The 13180-nt window shown below is 45.7% G+C and carries 14 protein-coding genes; 6 read left to right on the top strand and 8 right to left on the bottom strand.

The window, feature by feature from the left end:
• Positions 1–70 precede the first annotated feature (70 nt).
• The 3 genes from F0229_RS15250 to F0229_RS15240 all read left to right on the top strand — a co-directional run bounded on the left by F0229_RS15250 (position 71) and on the right by F0229_RS15240 (position 3233).
• Positions 71–1504 carry a PTS transporter subunit EIIC gene (locus F0229_RS15250; protein ID WP_017068132.1) on the top strand — a complete coding sequence of 478 codons (1434 nt, stop codon included), beginning with the start codon at positions 71–73 and terminating at the stop codon, positions 1502–1504.
• Positions 1505–1617: 113 nt separating this feature from the next.
• The gene (locus F0229_RS15245) at positions 1618–2586 is read left to right on the top strand and encodes a sugar kinase (RefSeq protein ID WP_171733173.1); all 969 of its coding nucleotides are present in this window, start codon (positions 1618–1620) and stop codon (positions 2584–2586) included.
• Between the two features lie 17 nt (positions 2587–2603).
• Positions 2604–3233 (top strand): bifunctional 4-hydroxy-2-oxoglutarate aldolase/2-dehydro-3-deoxy-phosphogluconate aldolase, encoded by a 630-nt coding sequence (locus F0229_RS15240; RefSeq protein WP_171733172.1) that lies wholly within the window; start codon positions 2604–2606, stop codon positions 3231–3233.
• Between the two features lie 97 nt (positions 3234–3330).
• On the opposite strand, the gene F0229_RS15235 is transcribed toward F0229_RS15240, so the two are convergent.
• The 6 genes from F0229_RS15235 to F0229_RS15210 all read right to left on the bottom strand — a co-directional run bounded on the left by F0229_RS15235 (position 3331) and on the right by F0229_RS15210 (position 9552).
• Positions 3331–4482, bottom strand: a complete 1152-nt coding sequence (locus F0229_RS15235; RefSeq protein WP_017072481.1) for a M20 aminoacylase family protein — start codon at positions 4480–4482, stop codon at positions 3331–3333.
• 24 nt (positions 4483–4506) lie between these two features.
• On the bottom strand, positions 4507–5472 hold the full coding sequence (locus F0229_RS15230) for a DMT family transporter (RefSeq protein ID WP_017068128.1): 966 nt from the start codon (positions 5470–5472) through the stop codon (positions 4507–4509).
• The gene (locus F0229_RS15225) at positions 5473–6468 is read right to left on the bottom strand and encodes a DMT family transporter (protein ID WP_017068127.1); all 996 of its coding nucleotides are present in this window, start codon (positions 6466–6468) and stop codon (positions 5473–5475) included.
• Positions 6469–6549: 81 nt separating this feature from the next.
• Positions 6550–7512, bottom strand: a complete 963-nt coding sequence (locus F0229_RS15220) for a DMT family transporter (RefSeq protein ID WP_171733171.1) — start codon at positions 7510–7512, stop codon at positions 6550–6552.
• Positions 7513–7538: 26 nt separating this feature from the next.
• The gene (locus F0229_RS15215; RefSeq protein ID WP_017068125.1) at positions 7539–8309 is read right to left on the bottom strand and encodes an aspartate/glutamate racemase family protein; all 771 of its coding nucleotides are present in this window, start codon (positions 8307–8309) and stop codon (positions 7539–7541) included.
• Positions 8310–8388: 79 nt separating this feature from the next.
• The gene (locus F0229_RS15210) at positions 8389–9552 is read right to left on the bottom strand and encodes a Xaa-Pro peptidase family protein (RefSeq protein WP_017068124.1); all 1164 of its coding nucleotides are present in this window, start codon (positions 9550–9552) and stop codon (positions 8389–8391) included.
• A 324-nt stretch (positions 9553–9876) separates the two neighbouring features.
• Between F0229_RS15210 and F0229_RS15205 the strand changes: the two genes are divergently transcribed.
• From F0229_RS15205 to dpaL, 3 genes are all read left to right on the top strand, one after another.
• Positions 9877–10554, top strand: a complete 678-nt coding sequence (locus F0229_RS15205; RefSeq protein WP_017068123.1) for a transcriptional regulator — start codon at positions 9877–9879, stop codon at positions 10552–10554.
• Positions 10555–10576: 22 nt separating this feature from the next.
• Positions 10577–10960: a RidA family protein gene (locus F0229_RS15200; RefSeq protein ID WP_004732389.1), complete on the top strand. Its 384-nt coding sequence runs from the start codon at positions 10577–10579 to the stop codon at positions 10958–10960.
• Positions 10961–11086: 126 nt separating this feature from the next.
• Complete coding sequence (dpaL, locus tag F0229_RS15195) at positions 11087–12265, top strand: diaminopropionate ammonia-lyase (protein ID WP_004732392.1); 1179 nt, start codon at positions 11087–11089, stop codon at positions 12263–12265.
• Positions 12266–12372: 107 nt separating this feature from the next.
• Here the strand turns inward: dpaL and F0229_RS15190 are convergent, their stop codons facing one another.
• The gene (locus F0229_RS15190; RefSeq protein ID WP_102487553.1) at positions 12373–12924 is read right to left on the bottom strand and encodes a disulfide bond formation protein B; all 552 of its coding nucleotides are present in this window, start codon (positions 12922–12924) and stop codon (positions 12373–12375) included.
• 9 nt (positions 12925–12933) lie between these two features.
• Positions 12934–13089 (bottom strand): DUF5993 family protein, encoded by a 156-nt coding sequence (locus tag F0229_RS21910; RefSeq protein ID WP_253820999.1) that lies wholly within the window; start codon positions 13087–13089, stop codon positions 12934–12936.
• Positions 13090–13180 lie beyond the last annotated feature (91 nt).

Here is a 13180-nt window from a genome sequence, read left to right as displayed (position 1 = left end):
ACTCCGTTGGATTTAAATTGGTTGTCGTTATGATTGCTCGAGTTAAATATATTCCAATAACAGGTGTAGTATGCAAATGGTAGAAAAAAGTGATGCCGTTATTAATAACTCGAAGTCATCATCGAAGAAGAAAAATTTCAAAGAAAATATACAGTTATTAATCACTGCACTTGGTGGTGAAGACAATATCGTGAGTATCACGCACTGTATGACAAGGCTGAGATTCAAATTAGCAGACGAGTCGCTGGTAGACGAAGAAGCAATCAAGCAGATCGCAGATGTGAAAGGTGTGGTACTTCAACAAGGCCAAACTCAAGTCATCATCGGTGTTGAGGTCGAGAAGTGGTTCAACGCGCTATCAAACACTCAACAAGCTGACGCTAATCCGGCTGATGAACTAGAGAAAGGCAAGCTGTTCCAAGGCGTGATGCGTATTGTCGCAGGCATCTTTGGTCCGGTTGTACCCGCAATCGCTGGCGCGGGTATGTTGATGGGCCTGTTGTCTGGTCTTATTGCAACCAATGTTATCTCTGAAACCTCAGACACAGTTTATTTCTTCCGCTCGATCTCTGTTGCTGTGTTCTTCTTCTTACCTATGCTGGTTTCTTTCTCTGCCGCTAAGGTATTCAAAGTAAACGAATACATTGCGCTTGCTGTCTCTTCAGCAATGCTAGCGCCTCTGCTTGTTGATAAAGCAACAATGCTAAAAGACGCAGGCGCTGCTCCGGAGCTGACCGTTCTTGGCGTGGTTCCTATTGAGCTGCTCAACTACGGCGGCGCGATTGTTCCTGCGATTCTAGCAATCTGGTTATTGTCTAAAGTGACTCCGTTAGTTGACCGCCTAGTTCCTTCTTCTGCGAAGCCTGTATTTACACCACTGCTTGCCTTTACGGTAACTTCGACCATCACGCTATCATTTGTTGGCCCTGCTGGTATCTGGCTAAGTAATGGCGCAGGTTGGGTGATGAGCTCACTACTGGAAATCTCTCCGACGTTAACAGGCTTTGTGTTTGGTCTAACTCGCCCGATCACCATCGTATTTGGTATCCACCACAGCATGACGCCAATCAGCCTGAACAACTTTGCACTGTATGGTAAGGATCTACTTATGCCAATCATGTGTTTGGGTAACATGGCAATTGCTGGCGCGACAATGGCTATCTGGCACAAGCAACGTAAAACGGTTTCTAAAGAGCAATCTTCAATCACAATGGGCTCAAGTGTTACTGCGATTCTAGGTATCACAGAACCAGCTCTGTTCGGTGTACTCACGAAATACACCAAAGCGATGATGACCGCGAGCTTGGCTGCAGGCGTGTTCGGTGCTATCTCGGTAACAATCGATACGCACTTAACAAGCTACATTCTTTCTTCTGTATTCAGCTTGCCAGCTTACCTTGCAGGCGGTACGCAAAACTTCATTCAAGCACTGATGGGCGTGGTGGGTGTATTTGCACTGTCTTTCGTCCTAACGATGTTGTTCGTAAAACTAGACAACAAGTAATCGGCTAGTCTCACTCCCGTAAGATTAGAATCGAAAAAGCATGACCATATCTCATTATGGTCATGCTTTCCTCAATACGAACAAACCCAACCTTTCCTTTCTAAGGCTATATTATGACCCACATCGCAATCATCGGTGAGTGCATGATTGAACTGAATGGGGCTCCATTTGGCGACATGCATCAAAGCTATGGTGGAGACACATTAAACGCGGCAATCTACTTGAACCGCAGCGCTGCGGTTAGCAACCCCATGAACTGCAATAACACTGCGAATCCAGCGATGCGAACTAGCTATGTCTCGGCGCTTGGCTCTGACGCTATCAGCCAAGAGATGCTTAACCGATGGCAAGATGAAGGACTATCAACCGAATTCGTGCTTATTGACGAGCAGCGTTCACCCGGGCTCTATCTCATTCAACTCGACGATGTTGGTGAGCGCACCTTCCTATACTGGCGCAACGATTCGGCGGCTCGCTACATGGTACAGCACCCCGATTTCGATAAGATAGCCAACCAACTTCACGATGTTGATATGGTGTTTCTGAGTGGCATTTCCCTCGCGATACTGCCACACAGCGATCAGCTAAAGTTGCTCACTATCATTGAAGGCCTGCGTGAACGTGGCGTTACCATCGCCTTTGATAGTAACTACCGACCAAAACTATGGGAATCAGAAAGCGCGACCAAAGAGTGCTATCGACTGGGTTATCAAACCACTGATATCGCCTTGGTTACCTTTGATGATGAACAGCAACTATGGGGCGACCAAACACCTCAAGACACCATCGACCGACTACACAGGCTTGGCGTGCAGACCATCATTGTAAAACTCGGTGCTGAAGGCTGTTTGGTCAGTGAAACTCCAGCCCAAACGCCAAGCCTAATTGAAACCACGCCAGTAGAAACCGTGGTTGATAGCACTTCAGCAGGCGATTCATTCAATGGCGGATTCTTGTCTTGCTATCTATCTGGCGGCTCTGTTCAGCAAGCCTGCCGCAAAGGCAATGCACTGGCGAGACTGGTCATTCAACATCACGGCGCAATCATCCCAAAACCCATCACCGACACTCTTTCAAACTGATATTAAGAAGTAAACCCATGTCTACAATTAACGAACAGCTAAAAGCACTTAAAGTTATCCCTGTTATCGCCATTGATAACGCAGAGGATATTATCCCTCTAGGCAAAGTATTGGCTGAGAATGGGCTTCCCGCCGCTGAAATTACGTTCCGTTCAGACGCCGCTGTTGAAGCTATCCGACTGCTTCGCCAAGCACAGCCTGACATGCTGATCGGCGCGGGCACCATCTTGAACCATAAGCAAGCACTCGCAGCAAAAGAAGCGGGCGCGACCTTTGTAGTATCACCGGGCTTTAATCCGAACACAGTTAAAGCATGCCAAGAGATCGGCATCGATATCATTCCAGGTGTGAACAATCCAAGCACCGTTGAAGCGGCATTAGAGATGGGCTTAACAACCTTGAAGTTCTTCCCAGCAGAAGCATCTGGTGGGATCAGCATGGTTAAATCGCTCGTTGGCCCATACGGCGATATTCGACTCATGCCAACTGGCGGTATCACGCCATCAAACATCGATAACTACTTAGCAGTGCCTCAAGTATTAGCTTGCGGTGGTACATGGATGGTCGACAAGAAGCTGGTTATAAACGAGGAGTGGGACGAGATCGCACGCCTAACACGCGAGGTTGTTGAGCAGGTGAATCGTTAAGCTAAACAAACCAAGTCAGCCAAATCGTTCACCAATTTGAGAACGCATTGCATACAAATAGAGCGAGAGGTTAACCTCTCGCTCTATTTTCTTCAATTTACTGTGACAATTGTTGCTCTACAAGCGTCTTCCAAAACCCAACACCGTGTTCCAAAATATTATCGTTAAAATCATAGTGCGGGTTATGAAGAGCAGTGCCTCCACACTCACCAACACCATTTCCAACTAACACATAACACCCTTTTACTTCGCGTAACATGAACGAGAAATCCTCACTGATGGTGAAGCGTTCACAAGCTCCATTCACATTATCTTCACCGACAACCGCCTGTGCTGCTTTTACCGCATGAGCAGTCTCTTCCGGAGTATTAATCGTTGATAGAAAGCTGTTGTTGAAGTGGTATTGGTAATCAACATCTGCTGACATGCACTGGCCAGCGACGACACGCTCAATCGCTTTCTCAATCTTGTGCAATGCTTGATCGGTGAAGCTGCGAGTATCACCAGAAATAGTCACTTGCGAAGGAATCACATTGACAGTACCGTTAGTAACAAAGTTAGTCACCGAGATAACAGCCGTCTCATCAATGGCGCTCAAATGACGCGAAACGATGGTTTGCAGTGCAGTGACCACTTGAGCACCAACCACAATCGGATCGGTTCCCATGTGTGGCATCGCCGCGTGGCCGCCCGTCGCTTTGATCACAATTTCAAAACTGCTTTCACTTGCCATGAGCGAGCTTGGACGAGTCACAAATTTACCTTCAGGGATACCCGGTAAGTTATGCATAGCGTAAATTGCATCCATATTCCAACGAGTGAACAGGCCATCAGCGATCATCGCTTTCGCTCCTGTACCTCGCTCTTCATCTGGTTGAAAAATGAAGTATACAGTGCCATCGAAATGCTTCTTGGTTGCCAACTCTTGCGCCGCACCCAGTAGCATCGCGGTATGGCCATCATGTCCACAAGCGTGCATCGCTCCTTCATGCTTTGAAGCGTGACAAAAAGTGTTCTTTTCATGAATACGCAGGGCATCCATGTCCGCACGTAGACCAATCGAGCGATCGCTTGTGCCATTTTTCAGAATTCCAAGCACACCTGTCCCGCCAATACCGCGGTGAACTTCAATGCCGAACTCTTCGAGCTTGTTCGCTACGAATTCAGATGTGATGAACTCTTCAGTACCAAATTCTGGGTACTGATGTAAATGGCGGCGCCATTCTGTAACGTTGGCAATGTTAGTCATGGAAACTCCAATAAATACTTAAAATTAATTTGTTAAAACTGTTTTAGATGTCATCTCGCGGGACTTGTTAGATGCCGCAAACAGCGTCATTGCTACAATAATCAAGCCCACAGCCAGCGCCCTAAAAAGTGTGATGGGTTCTCCAAACACCAAAACAGCGATGAAAAATGCAGACATAGGAATGAGATTTAAAGCCATACTGCTGCCTTCAACACCAACACGCTCTATGCCGTATATGTATGCGATGTAGCCCAGTCCTGATACAAAGCCACCCAACACAATAATGCAGAGTAACGACCAAGAAGGGCGAATTACCAGTAACAGACTTGGTACATCAATGCCTGAAACCAGTAGATAAATGAAAAATCCAACCGCCGCAAAACCAAATTGATAATGCATGGTGCAAGTTGCACCGTATTTTTCTGCAAGCTGAGCTCGCAAATGAGTCACCGATGCAAAGCTCAGCACACTCAATAGACAAATCAGGTGCCCGATATTTACCCCTCTATCTTGAGAAGTAAACGGAGGAGCGAGCACTAACATGGTGACGCCAACCAAAGCAATTCCGCTAGAGACGATTTGCATGCGAGTAAATCGAGCGCCGTAAAAAAGCTGACCTATCGCTAAGATAGCGATGGGAACAAGTCCCTGAATGACGCCATTTTCTGACAGTGAAATATAGTCCAACGAGAGAAACGAAAGAAAGCTAAACAAACCTTGGCCAACAACACCGCACACCAACAACTTGAATAGTTCGCTCCGATTAGCCCAACTAAACGCCAACTTCGGTTTGCTTTGAGTTTTCTTGTGGAGCATTGCTGAGAAAATCAGGACTAAAGATAAGACAAAGAATGCCATCATGTAGCGTAACCACACCAACAATCGCGCATCAATGGTTTGTAATGGCAAGGTAGCTAATGCGCCCTCAGAACCCCATAACAACCCTACGCCAATCGCCGCCATCCAACCTTTAGTCACAGATTTCATCATTTAGCTCGCTTCCGGTGTTGCTTTTTTATTGCTAGGCAATCTTTCCGTAGTCTGCTCTTCTTGTTTCGTTTCGAACTTAGTGAATACGTAAAGTGCTACAACAATCAGTGACACGATAATGGTTTTTCCCAGAGCCATCTGTTCGCCTAGTGTTAGTACCGCCACCAAATAACCAACCAAAGGCATTAGGTTAAGAGCCATTGTCGCTTTCTCTACACCAATACGTTTGAAGGAATAAAGTTGAATCAAGTAGCTACCACCAGAGATACCTGTACCTAAGAAAATAAGCAGAGCAATCAACAATGGGCTAGAGAATATGATGTAGATCTGAGATAAGTCTAACCCCATGGTGATCACAACAATAATGCCCATGACAGCAACTGAAATATATTGGTACAGCATAGAAACGACTGAGCCATATTTATCCGCCAGGCTCGCTCGTAAGTGAGCAGTCCACGCTAGCGCCAGCATTGAACACGTCACGTAAACATAGCCTAGTAGTGGTGTACCACCTTCAATGGAGTTTGTTGGACCAACACTCATCGCATAGATACATACCGCAGAGGCAATAAAAGCACCCCACTGAATCTTGTTCATGCGGAAGTTCATAAACATCATGCCAAAGAAAACCGTCGCGAACGGCTGCATGCCTTGAATAACACCGTTTTCAGTCGCACCAATGTGAGACAGAGAAAGGAAGTTAAACAGTGAAAACACCCCTTGTCCAACGATGCCACAAAGCGCAATGCGACCAATATCTTTGGTATCGATCTTCAATGAAGAACCTAAGTCAGCGCTCAAGCTTTTGCTACGTGATGTAAAAAAGAAAATGATGGAAAGGCCAATTACCGCGGTAACGTAGCGGAAAAATACCAATGTCATCGGGTCAACCGCTATAGAAAGTGGCTTTGATACAACCCCAGTTACGCCCCAGATACAGGCAACAGCAATGGCAGCAGTCCATCCTAAAAATGTGTCTCTGTTTGTTGTGTTCATCTGTCTATCTTCCATAATTTTTGATAACGGCGGTGCAGAACACCGCCTGAATATTCATGATTTACATGTAGAAACTAGTGGTTAATTCGCTTCCGTCGCCGTTTTCAGCTGAGGCACTTTTTTCTTCGCCTTGCCAAACTTCATGAACATCATCATCGAACCAATAACTACGGCTATCGCTAGTAGTCGCATTGGCGTCACCGCTTCACCGAGAGCAAACACAGCCAGGACGAAAGAAGACAGAGGCATCAAGTTAAGTGCCATACCCGTTCCGTCTACGCCAACTCGTGCCATTGCATAGATGTAGATTAGGTAGCTGATACCTGAAATACCCACACCCAGAATTGCAATACAAGCCATACGAAGTGGAGAACTGAAAATACCGAGAGCTGAAGAGAAATCGGCGCCGACAACCAGTAGGTAAAGACCGAAGCCAATTGCCGCAAAAACAAACTGGTGATACATCGTCGCTACTGAACCATATTTCTCAGCAAGCTTGGCACGAGCGTAAGCCATCGTAGAGAAGCTCGCGGCACTACCCAGACAGATCAAGTGACCAATGTTAAACCCGCTGCCTTCAACAGAAGGGTCCATGACCAAAATAGCGACACCAACGAAGGCGCCAACAGCTGCCAAGATTTGTAGTGGTGTAAAACGCTCGCCGTGGCGAAGGAAACCGACACACAAAATGATGATTGGGATAAGGCCTTGGATCACGCCGTTTTCTGAAGCGGTAATGTAATCAAGAGATAGGAACGATAGAAAACTGAAAGCACCTTGACCAATAATGCCGCAACATGCCGCCCAGAAGATGTCGTGTCGGTTTGCCCAATTAAGTTTAAAATCGACTTTTTTCTGTGGTTTACCCATCGCATTGCTGACTTGGATAATCACAAACAGAGTAATGAAAGCGACGGTATAGCGAACCCATACCAAGACTTGTGCGTCCATTACTTCTAAAATAGGTGTCCCTACGATCCACGGAATACCCCAAAGCATGCCAATGAAAATGGCAGCTAACCAACCTTTAGTTGTATTACTCATCTTAAAATTCCTTTATTCATTGGTTGCTATTGATTTAGCAATTGTCCGTAACCTGGACATTGAGCTTTGTTGCCGACTAAGTGCATGCAGTGCCAGAACATCGCAGAGTTGCTGCACACGACTGGGATACCAAATCGATCTTCAATCTCTTGAATGTGGTCAAGAACACGAAGGTTGGTGCAAGACATAAACACCACATCGGCACCAGAGCCCGGCAACATTTTGCTCAACGCTTCCATCATCGATTCCTTTGAAACCGTCGTGATGTCAGTGTCTTTCTCAATGCCAAGTGAACCTAAAACAGGGACTTCAAAGCCAGCGGCAGTCAGTTGTTGATAAAGAGGGAAATTCACTTCTGTTGGGTAGGGGGAAAACACGGCAACTTTCTTTGCACCCAAGTGCTTAAATGCGGCTTGAGCAGCTGTCCATGGGTTGGTTGCGGGAATATCACCGCGATTTTGTGTAAGAAGGTTAGCGACTTTTTCTTCACCGATAATGATAGAAGCTGAAGTGCAACCAAACGCCATGACATCCATGGGTAAACCCGTCGCTATTAGATCGGATGCTTCACTGATACCAACCGCAATTTGGTCGAGCGCTTCTGGAGTCATTTCGCTGCTGTAATAAACACGGGAGCTAAACACTCCTGCTTGTGTGCCCAGTAATTTTGCCCAGTCCATCTCTAAAGAGTGGTCAGTACTTAGTTGCACTAAACCGATATGAACTCGACCAATCCTTGGAGCCTGAACGTGCTGTAATGGGATTTCAAATTGTCGAAACTGTTCTATTGTTTGCATGAGAAACTCGTATTTTTATAGTTTTTATGTGCTGACTCCAGAATCCAGAGTCAGCTTTTGTACGGTGCTAAATTTTTAGCTAAATAATGATCAGTTCTGGTTCAGCTCGTTCGCTCAACCATTCAGCGCCGTCTTCAGTAATCACGATGTTCTCTTCGTGAACCATCGACTTACCCGGTGCGTAAACCATGCCCGGTTCTAGCGTCATCACCATGCCAGGCTTAAGTACTGTGTTGTCGGTAGCGGTGTTAGACGGACGCTCTGTCAGTTCCATACCTAATCCATGACCTAGACGACCAACGTCGTTACCCAATGCACCATTAGCTTCTAGTACTCCCCACATCGCGTTGTAGATGTCAGTCGTGGTTGCGCCCGGTTTCGCTGCCTCGAAGCCTTTCGTGGTCGCTTCGTAAGTAGCGCGGTATGCCGCTTTGGTTTGCTCACTCGCATGACCAAATGCCCAGTTACGGTCGAAATCAGAGAAGTAACCATCGCGTACAGCACCCGTATCGATGATCAACACATCTCCCGGTTCAATAATGCGATCGGTAGGACCCATGATGATGCTGTCATAACCATCAGGTCCTGAGCCTGCGATGATGTAAGGACATTCATCTGCACCTTCTAACAACATATCGATACGGAACTGTTTACAGATTTCACGCTCGGTCATGCCGGCTTTTGCATACCCAGGAATTTTGCTAAAGCCCACATTGGTAATACGACAGATTTCGCGAGTTTTTTCTATTTCAGCTTGTGATTTAATCTGACGAAGCTCATGCATCGCTAATGACACATCAACAAAATCTTTCTTAACCATGGTGGTTAATTTGAGGTAGTTATTTACTGGCATACGCAAGTGAGACTCAATCCCTAATGTCGCGCCAACTCTGCCGTGACGACAAGGTAAAGAGTTCAACGTGCTTGCAACCAAGCTAATGCCGTCATCTTCTGGCCTTGGTGAAGGCCAAGTAATGATGTTCTCAACCCATGTTCCTGCCATACCGCTAGCACCAATCTCAGGAACAATAGCAATAGGTTTACCTTCTGCTGGGATAACAACGAACCATGGTCTAGTTGGGCTGTGCCAAAACTGAGTGTGAAAACCAGTAAAATAGCGAACGTTTGGTTCCGTAGTAAAAATCATCGCGTCTAGCTTCATCTCATGCATAACTTTTTGAGCGCGTGATGTTCTGTTTTCAAACTCAGCTTGTTCAAAGCCTCGGTTTAGGTAGTTAGTCATTGGGGCCTCTAATTATTATTGTTGGGTCAGCAATTACGAACCGACCCTATAGTTCAATTTTGTTTACGTTACGATGAGCATCTTACTGACATTCCAGTTAAATAATGTGACCACAATCTCACAGTTAACTATAGTGACCCAAACGCATCTAAAACCAGAATTTTTGTTGATTTTGATCAATTTTAGGTACTTATTTGTAACTTTAGGCTTGTGCAAGGAGCGAGTGTATAGTTTTATAGTTACATAAAGTTAATTGGCAACTTGAAATCCATCGAGTAACCAAAGATAATGAAAGGCAATTAAAGTTAACAACAGTGGTCTAAAATGAACGCATCAGCATATAAATCGTTTAACGTAGAATTCACCGACAATGACAGAGAGCATCTCGCACTGAACTTTCGCTTAGCCGAAACTATTGCCGACTTTATTGGTCCGCATTGTGAGGTAGTGATTCACTCATTCGAGAGCTTTGAAAAATCAGTGGTGAAGATCGTGAACGGTCATCACACAGGTCGAGAAGTAGGGTCACCTATCACCGATCTAGGGCTGAAAATGCTGAGTGTGTTTGAGAGCACTGGTGAGGTCACGCCAAAGAGTTACTTCACCACCAGCAAAGATGGGTCACTGCTTAAATCTACGACCTGTGTGCTAGCTGGAGAAAATGGCAAACCGATTGGACTATTCTGTATCAACATGAATTTGTCTCACCCGTTTCCTGAGATCATAAAAACTTTAATGCCGGACATTGCTCATGCCCCTGTGGGTGTGCATGAGAACTTTGGAGCTTCAACAACAGAAGTGATTGAGCAAGCACTTGAGCACGCTATTTTTGAAGTCGACAACGATGAGTCAGTCAACTTGAAAGGTCGAAACAAAGCCATTACCAAGCTATTGCTTGAGAATGGTATTTTCGAATTGAAAGAGGCGACAGCATTCGTATCTGAACGTCTTGGTATAACTCGCCACGCTATCTATAAATATATCCGCGAGTTTAGAGCTTAAAAATCCTATAAAGAGAAATGAAATGAAAACAAAAATCCATACAGATCTAGCACCTGCAGCAATCGGCCCATACTCTCAAGGCATGGCATTCAAAGACCTTATTTTCACTTCTGGTCAGCTGCCTCTTGATGCAAAAACAATGGCGTTTGTTGAAGGTGGCATTAAAGAGCAAGCTCGTATGTCACTAGAAAATTTGAAAGCTGTACTAGAGCAAAGCGGTGGTTCACTGGACACTGTTATTAAGACCACATGTTTCCTATCTGATATGGAAAACTTCGTTGCATTTAACGAGGTGTACACGGAAGTATTTGGTACAGAGAACGCGCCAGCACGCTCTTGTGTTGAAGCCGCTCGTTTGCCAAAAGACGCACTAGTCGAAGTTGAAGCGATCGCTTACATCAAGTAATCACGTATTGCTTTTAGTGACTGCGTATAGCAAAAAATAACTATGTAATGTTATTAACGACAAAGTAAGGTCATTGAACATCGCTTGATGGCCTTTAATTCCTCTGCCTGTATCTAAGTGTGCCCTATGTTAAAACTATCAAAAAATTCATTTTACACTGGACAAGTTTGCGAGCTATTCACTGCATCTCAAGCGCAACAAGCGCGTGAGTTTCACCGTCAGATCGAAGGTTACCAACCAACGCCACTTGTCTCTCTTCCTAATCTTGCTAATCACCTTGGTGTTAAAGCGATCCTAGTAAAAGACGAATCTAAGCGTTTTGGGTTGAATGCATTTAAAGTGCTAGGTGGCTCTTACGCTCTAGGTCGTCAACTGGCAAAACATCTTGGTATCGACATCTCTGAGATCAACCTTAAAACCGTTGCTTCAAAACTGGATAAGCCACTTGTATTTACGACAGCAACAGCGGGTAACCATGGCACTGGTGTCGCGTGGGCGGCTCGTGAAATGGGCCAAAAAGCTGTGGTTTATATGCCAAAAGGCTCGTCTCAAGCCAGTGTTAACCGCATTCAAGGTTTAGGTGCAGAATGCATCGTGACGGAAGTTAACTACGACGACACGGTACGCATGGCAAACCAAACCGCTCAAGATAACGGTTGGATGCTAGTACAAGACACAGCATGGGATGGCTATGAAGAGATCCCAACATGGATCTCTCAAGGTTACATGACCATGGCAGACGAAGCCGTCGAGCAAGTTCAAGAGCAAGAGTTTAGCGCTCCAACTCACGTATTCTTACAAGCTGGTGTAGGTGCAATGGCAGGCGGCATATTAGGCTACCTTGCAGACAAGCTAGGCGCAGATACATTTGAAACCATCATTGCAGAGCCAGCAGCCGCAGATTGTATTTTCCGCTCAGGCGAGAAAGGCGAAATGGTCAACGTAACCGGTGAGTTGAACTCAATCATGGCGGGCCTTGCGTGTGGAGAACCAAACCCAGTGACATGGCCAGTATTGCGTGATTGTAGTAACTACTTTATCTCGGTTGATGACAGTATTTCAGCAAACGGGATGCGTGTTCTAGGTAACCCACTACAAGGTGACAGCCAAATCATCAGCGGTGAGTCAGGTGCGATTACACTAGGTCTTCTTTACCAACTTTGTCGAGAGGGCGCAGACCAAGCAACGCGTGACACTCTAGGCTTAAATGAAGACGCAACCATCATGCTCTTCAGCACGGAAGGCGACACCAACCAAACACGTTACCGCGACATCGTTTGGAATGGATTGCACCACTCTAGCTAATTGCTGACGGTAATAAACTCCACAACACTAACGACAAAGCCACAGCGAACGCTGTGGCTTTTCTTTTGCCAGTTGCTCTTTAATCGCTCTCTCAAAGCACCATTTTTCTAACTCGCACCTTGATTGAGTAACCAATAGCTCACCGGGTTATCCGGACACTGATATGGCCCACACTCCACAAACGTAGCAATAGCATTCAAGGCCACCACCGCGATTGCCAGAAGACACACAATCCGCCCGAAATTACCCATCTTGTATGGTTCATGAGATTCGGTCTTATTGGTCAGCATCAAAATAATCGACACAGCAAGAATCGTCGCCACAAACAGTACAAAGGCCCAAGTGTAATAGTGCATTCCCAAAATAGGGCTGCCGTAGCCTGGAGTTCCGGGAATTACGTGCAAAGAGACTTGTCTTAGCGATGTGGCCACACCATACAAAGCGCCAATCAGAATGACGCCATAGTGACGAGATTGAGGCCCATAAACCACATTCAGCATGAAGCCAAACGCCACCATCACAAAACCAATGCGCTGCAACAAACACAAAGGACAAGGAAGTTCATTTAACACGAACTGCAGAACAAAGCCGATCAATAAAACGGCTGTCATGCCTAGCAGGCCAAGCGTATTCAAGAGAGTTAACTGATTTCGATTCATGCTAGCTCCTTACAATAAGATTGAGAGTGGATCAGTGGCATGATGATTGAACCAATACAAACCAAGGATCACTGAGCTAGCGAAAAAGCCATACGCAGCGGTCTTTGTACCAAAAACAGCACATATCATCGCTACAAGTAATAACAAAAACAGTAAAGACATCATAAGGGGCATCCCCTCCTTATTTATCGAGTTCAGTCATATTGAACATCACAAAACACCCGCACCTACTTCCTTAGTCATTCACCTTAGGTGA

Source organism: Vibrio sp. AIC-3 (genome assembly GCF_013114515.1).
Lineage (GTDB): Bacteria > Pseudomonadota > Gammaproteobacteria > Enterobacterales > Vibrionaceae > Vibrio > Vibrio crassostreae_C.
This window is presented reverse-complemented; position numbering and strand designations above follow the sequence as displayed.

Bases quoted from the DNA above. Each gene is read 5' to 3' on its own strand.
- F0229_RS15250 (WP_017068132.1), top strand. From the start codon at position 71: ATGCAAATGGTAGAAAAAAGTGATGCCGTTATTAATAACTCGAAGTCA.
- F0229_RS15245 (WP_171733173.1), top strand. From the start codon at position 1,618: ATGACCCACATCGCAATCATCGGTGAGTGCATGATTGAACTGAATGGG.
- F0229_RS15240 (WP_171733172.1), top strand. From the start codon at position 2,604: ATGTCTACAATTAACGAACAGCTAAAAGCACTTAAAGTTATCCCTGTT.
- F0229_RS15235 (WP_017072481.1), bottom strand. From the start codon at position 4,482: ATGACTAACATTGCCAACGTTACAGAATGGCGCCGCCATTTACATCAG.
- F0229_RS15230 (WP_017068128.1), bottom strand. From the start codon at position 5,472: ATGATGAAATCTGTGACTAAAGGTTGGATGGCGGCGATTGGCGTAGGG.
- F0229_RS15225 (WP_017068127.1), bottom strand. From the start codon at position 6,468: ATGAACACAACAAACAGAGACACATTTTTAGGATGGACTGCTGCCATT.
- F0229_RS15220 (WP_171733171.1), bottom strand. From the start codon at position 7,512: ATGAGTAATACAACTAAAGGTTGGTTAGCTGCCATTTTCATTGGCATG.
- F0229_RS15215 (WP_017068125.1), bottom strand. From the start codon at position 8,309: ATGCAAACAATAGAACAGTTTCGACAATTTGAAATCCCATTACAGCAC.
- F0229_RS15210 (WP_017068124.1), bottom strand. From the start codon at position 9,552: ATGACTAACTACCTAAACCGAGGCTTTGAACAAGCTGAGTTTGAAAAC.
- F0229_RS15205 (WP_017068123.1), top strand. From the start codon at position 9,877: ATGAACGCATCAGCATATAAATCGTTTAACGTAGAATTCACCGACAAT.
- F0229_RS15200 (WP_004732389.1), top strand. From the start codon at position 10,577: ATGAAAACAAAAATCCATACAGATCTAGCACCTGCAGCAATCGGCCCA.
- dpaL (WP_004732392.1), top strand. From the start codon at position 11,087: ATGTTAAAACTATCAAAAAATTCATTTTACACTGGACAAGTTTGCGAG.
- F0229_RS15190 (WP_102487553.1), bottom strand. From the start codon at position 12,924: ATGAATCGAAATCAGTTAACTCTCTTGAATACGCTTGGCCTGCTAGGC.
- F0229_RS21910 (WP_253820999.1), bottom strand. From the start codon at position 13,089: ATGATGTCTTTACTGTTTTTGTTATTACTTGTAGCGATGATATGTGCT.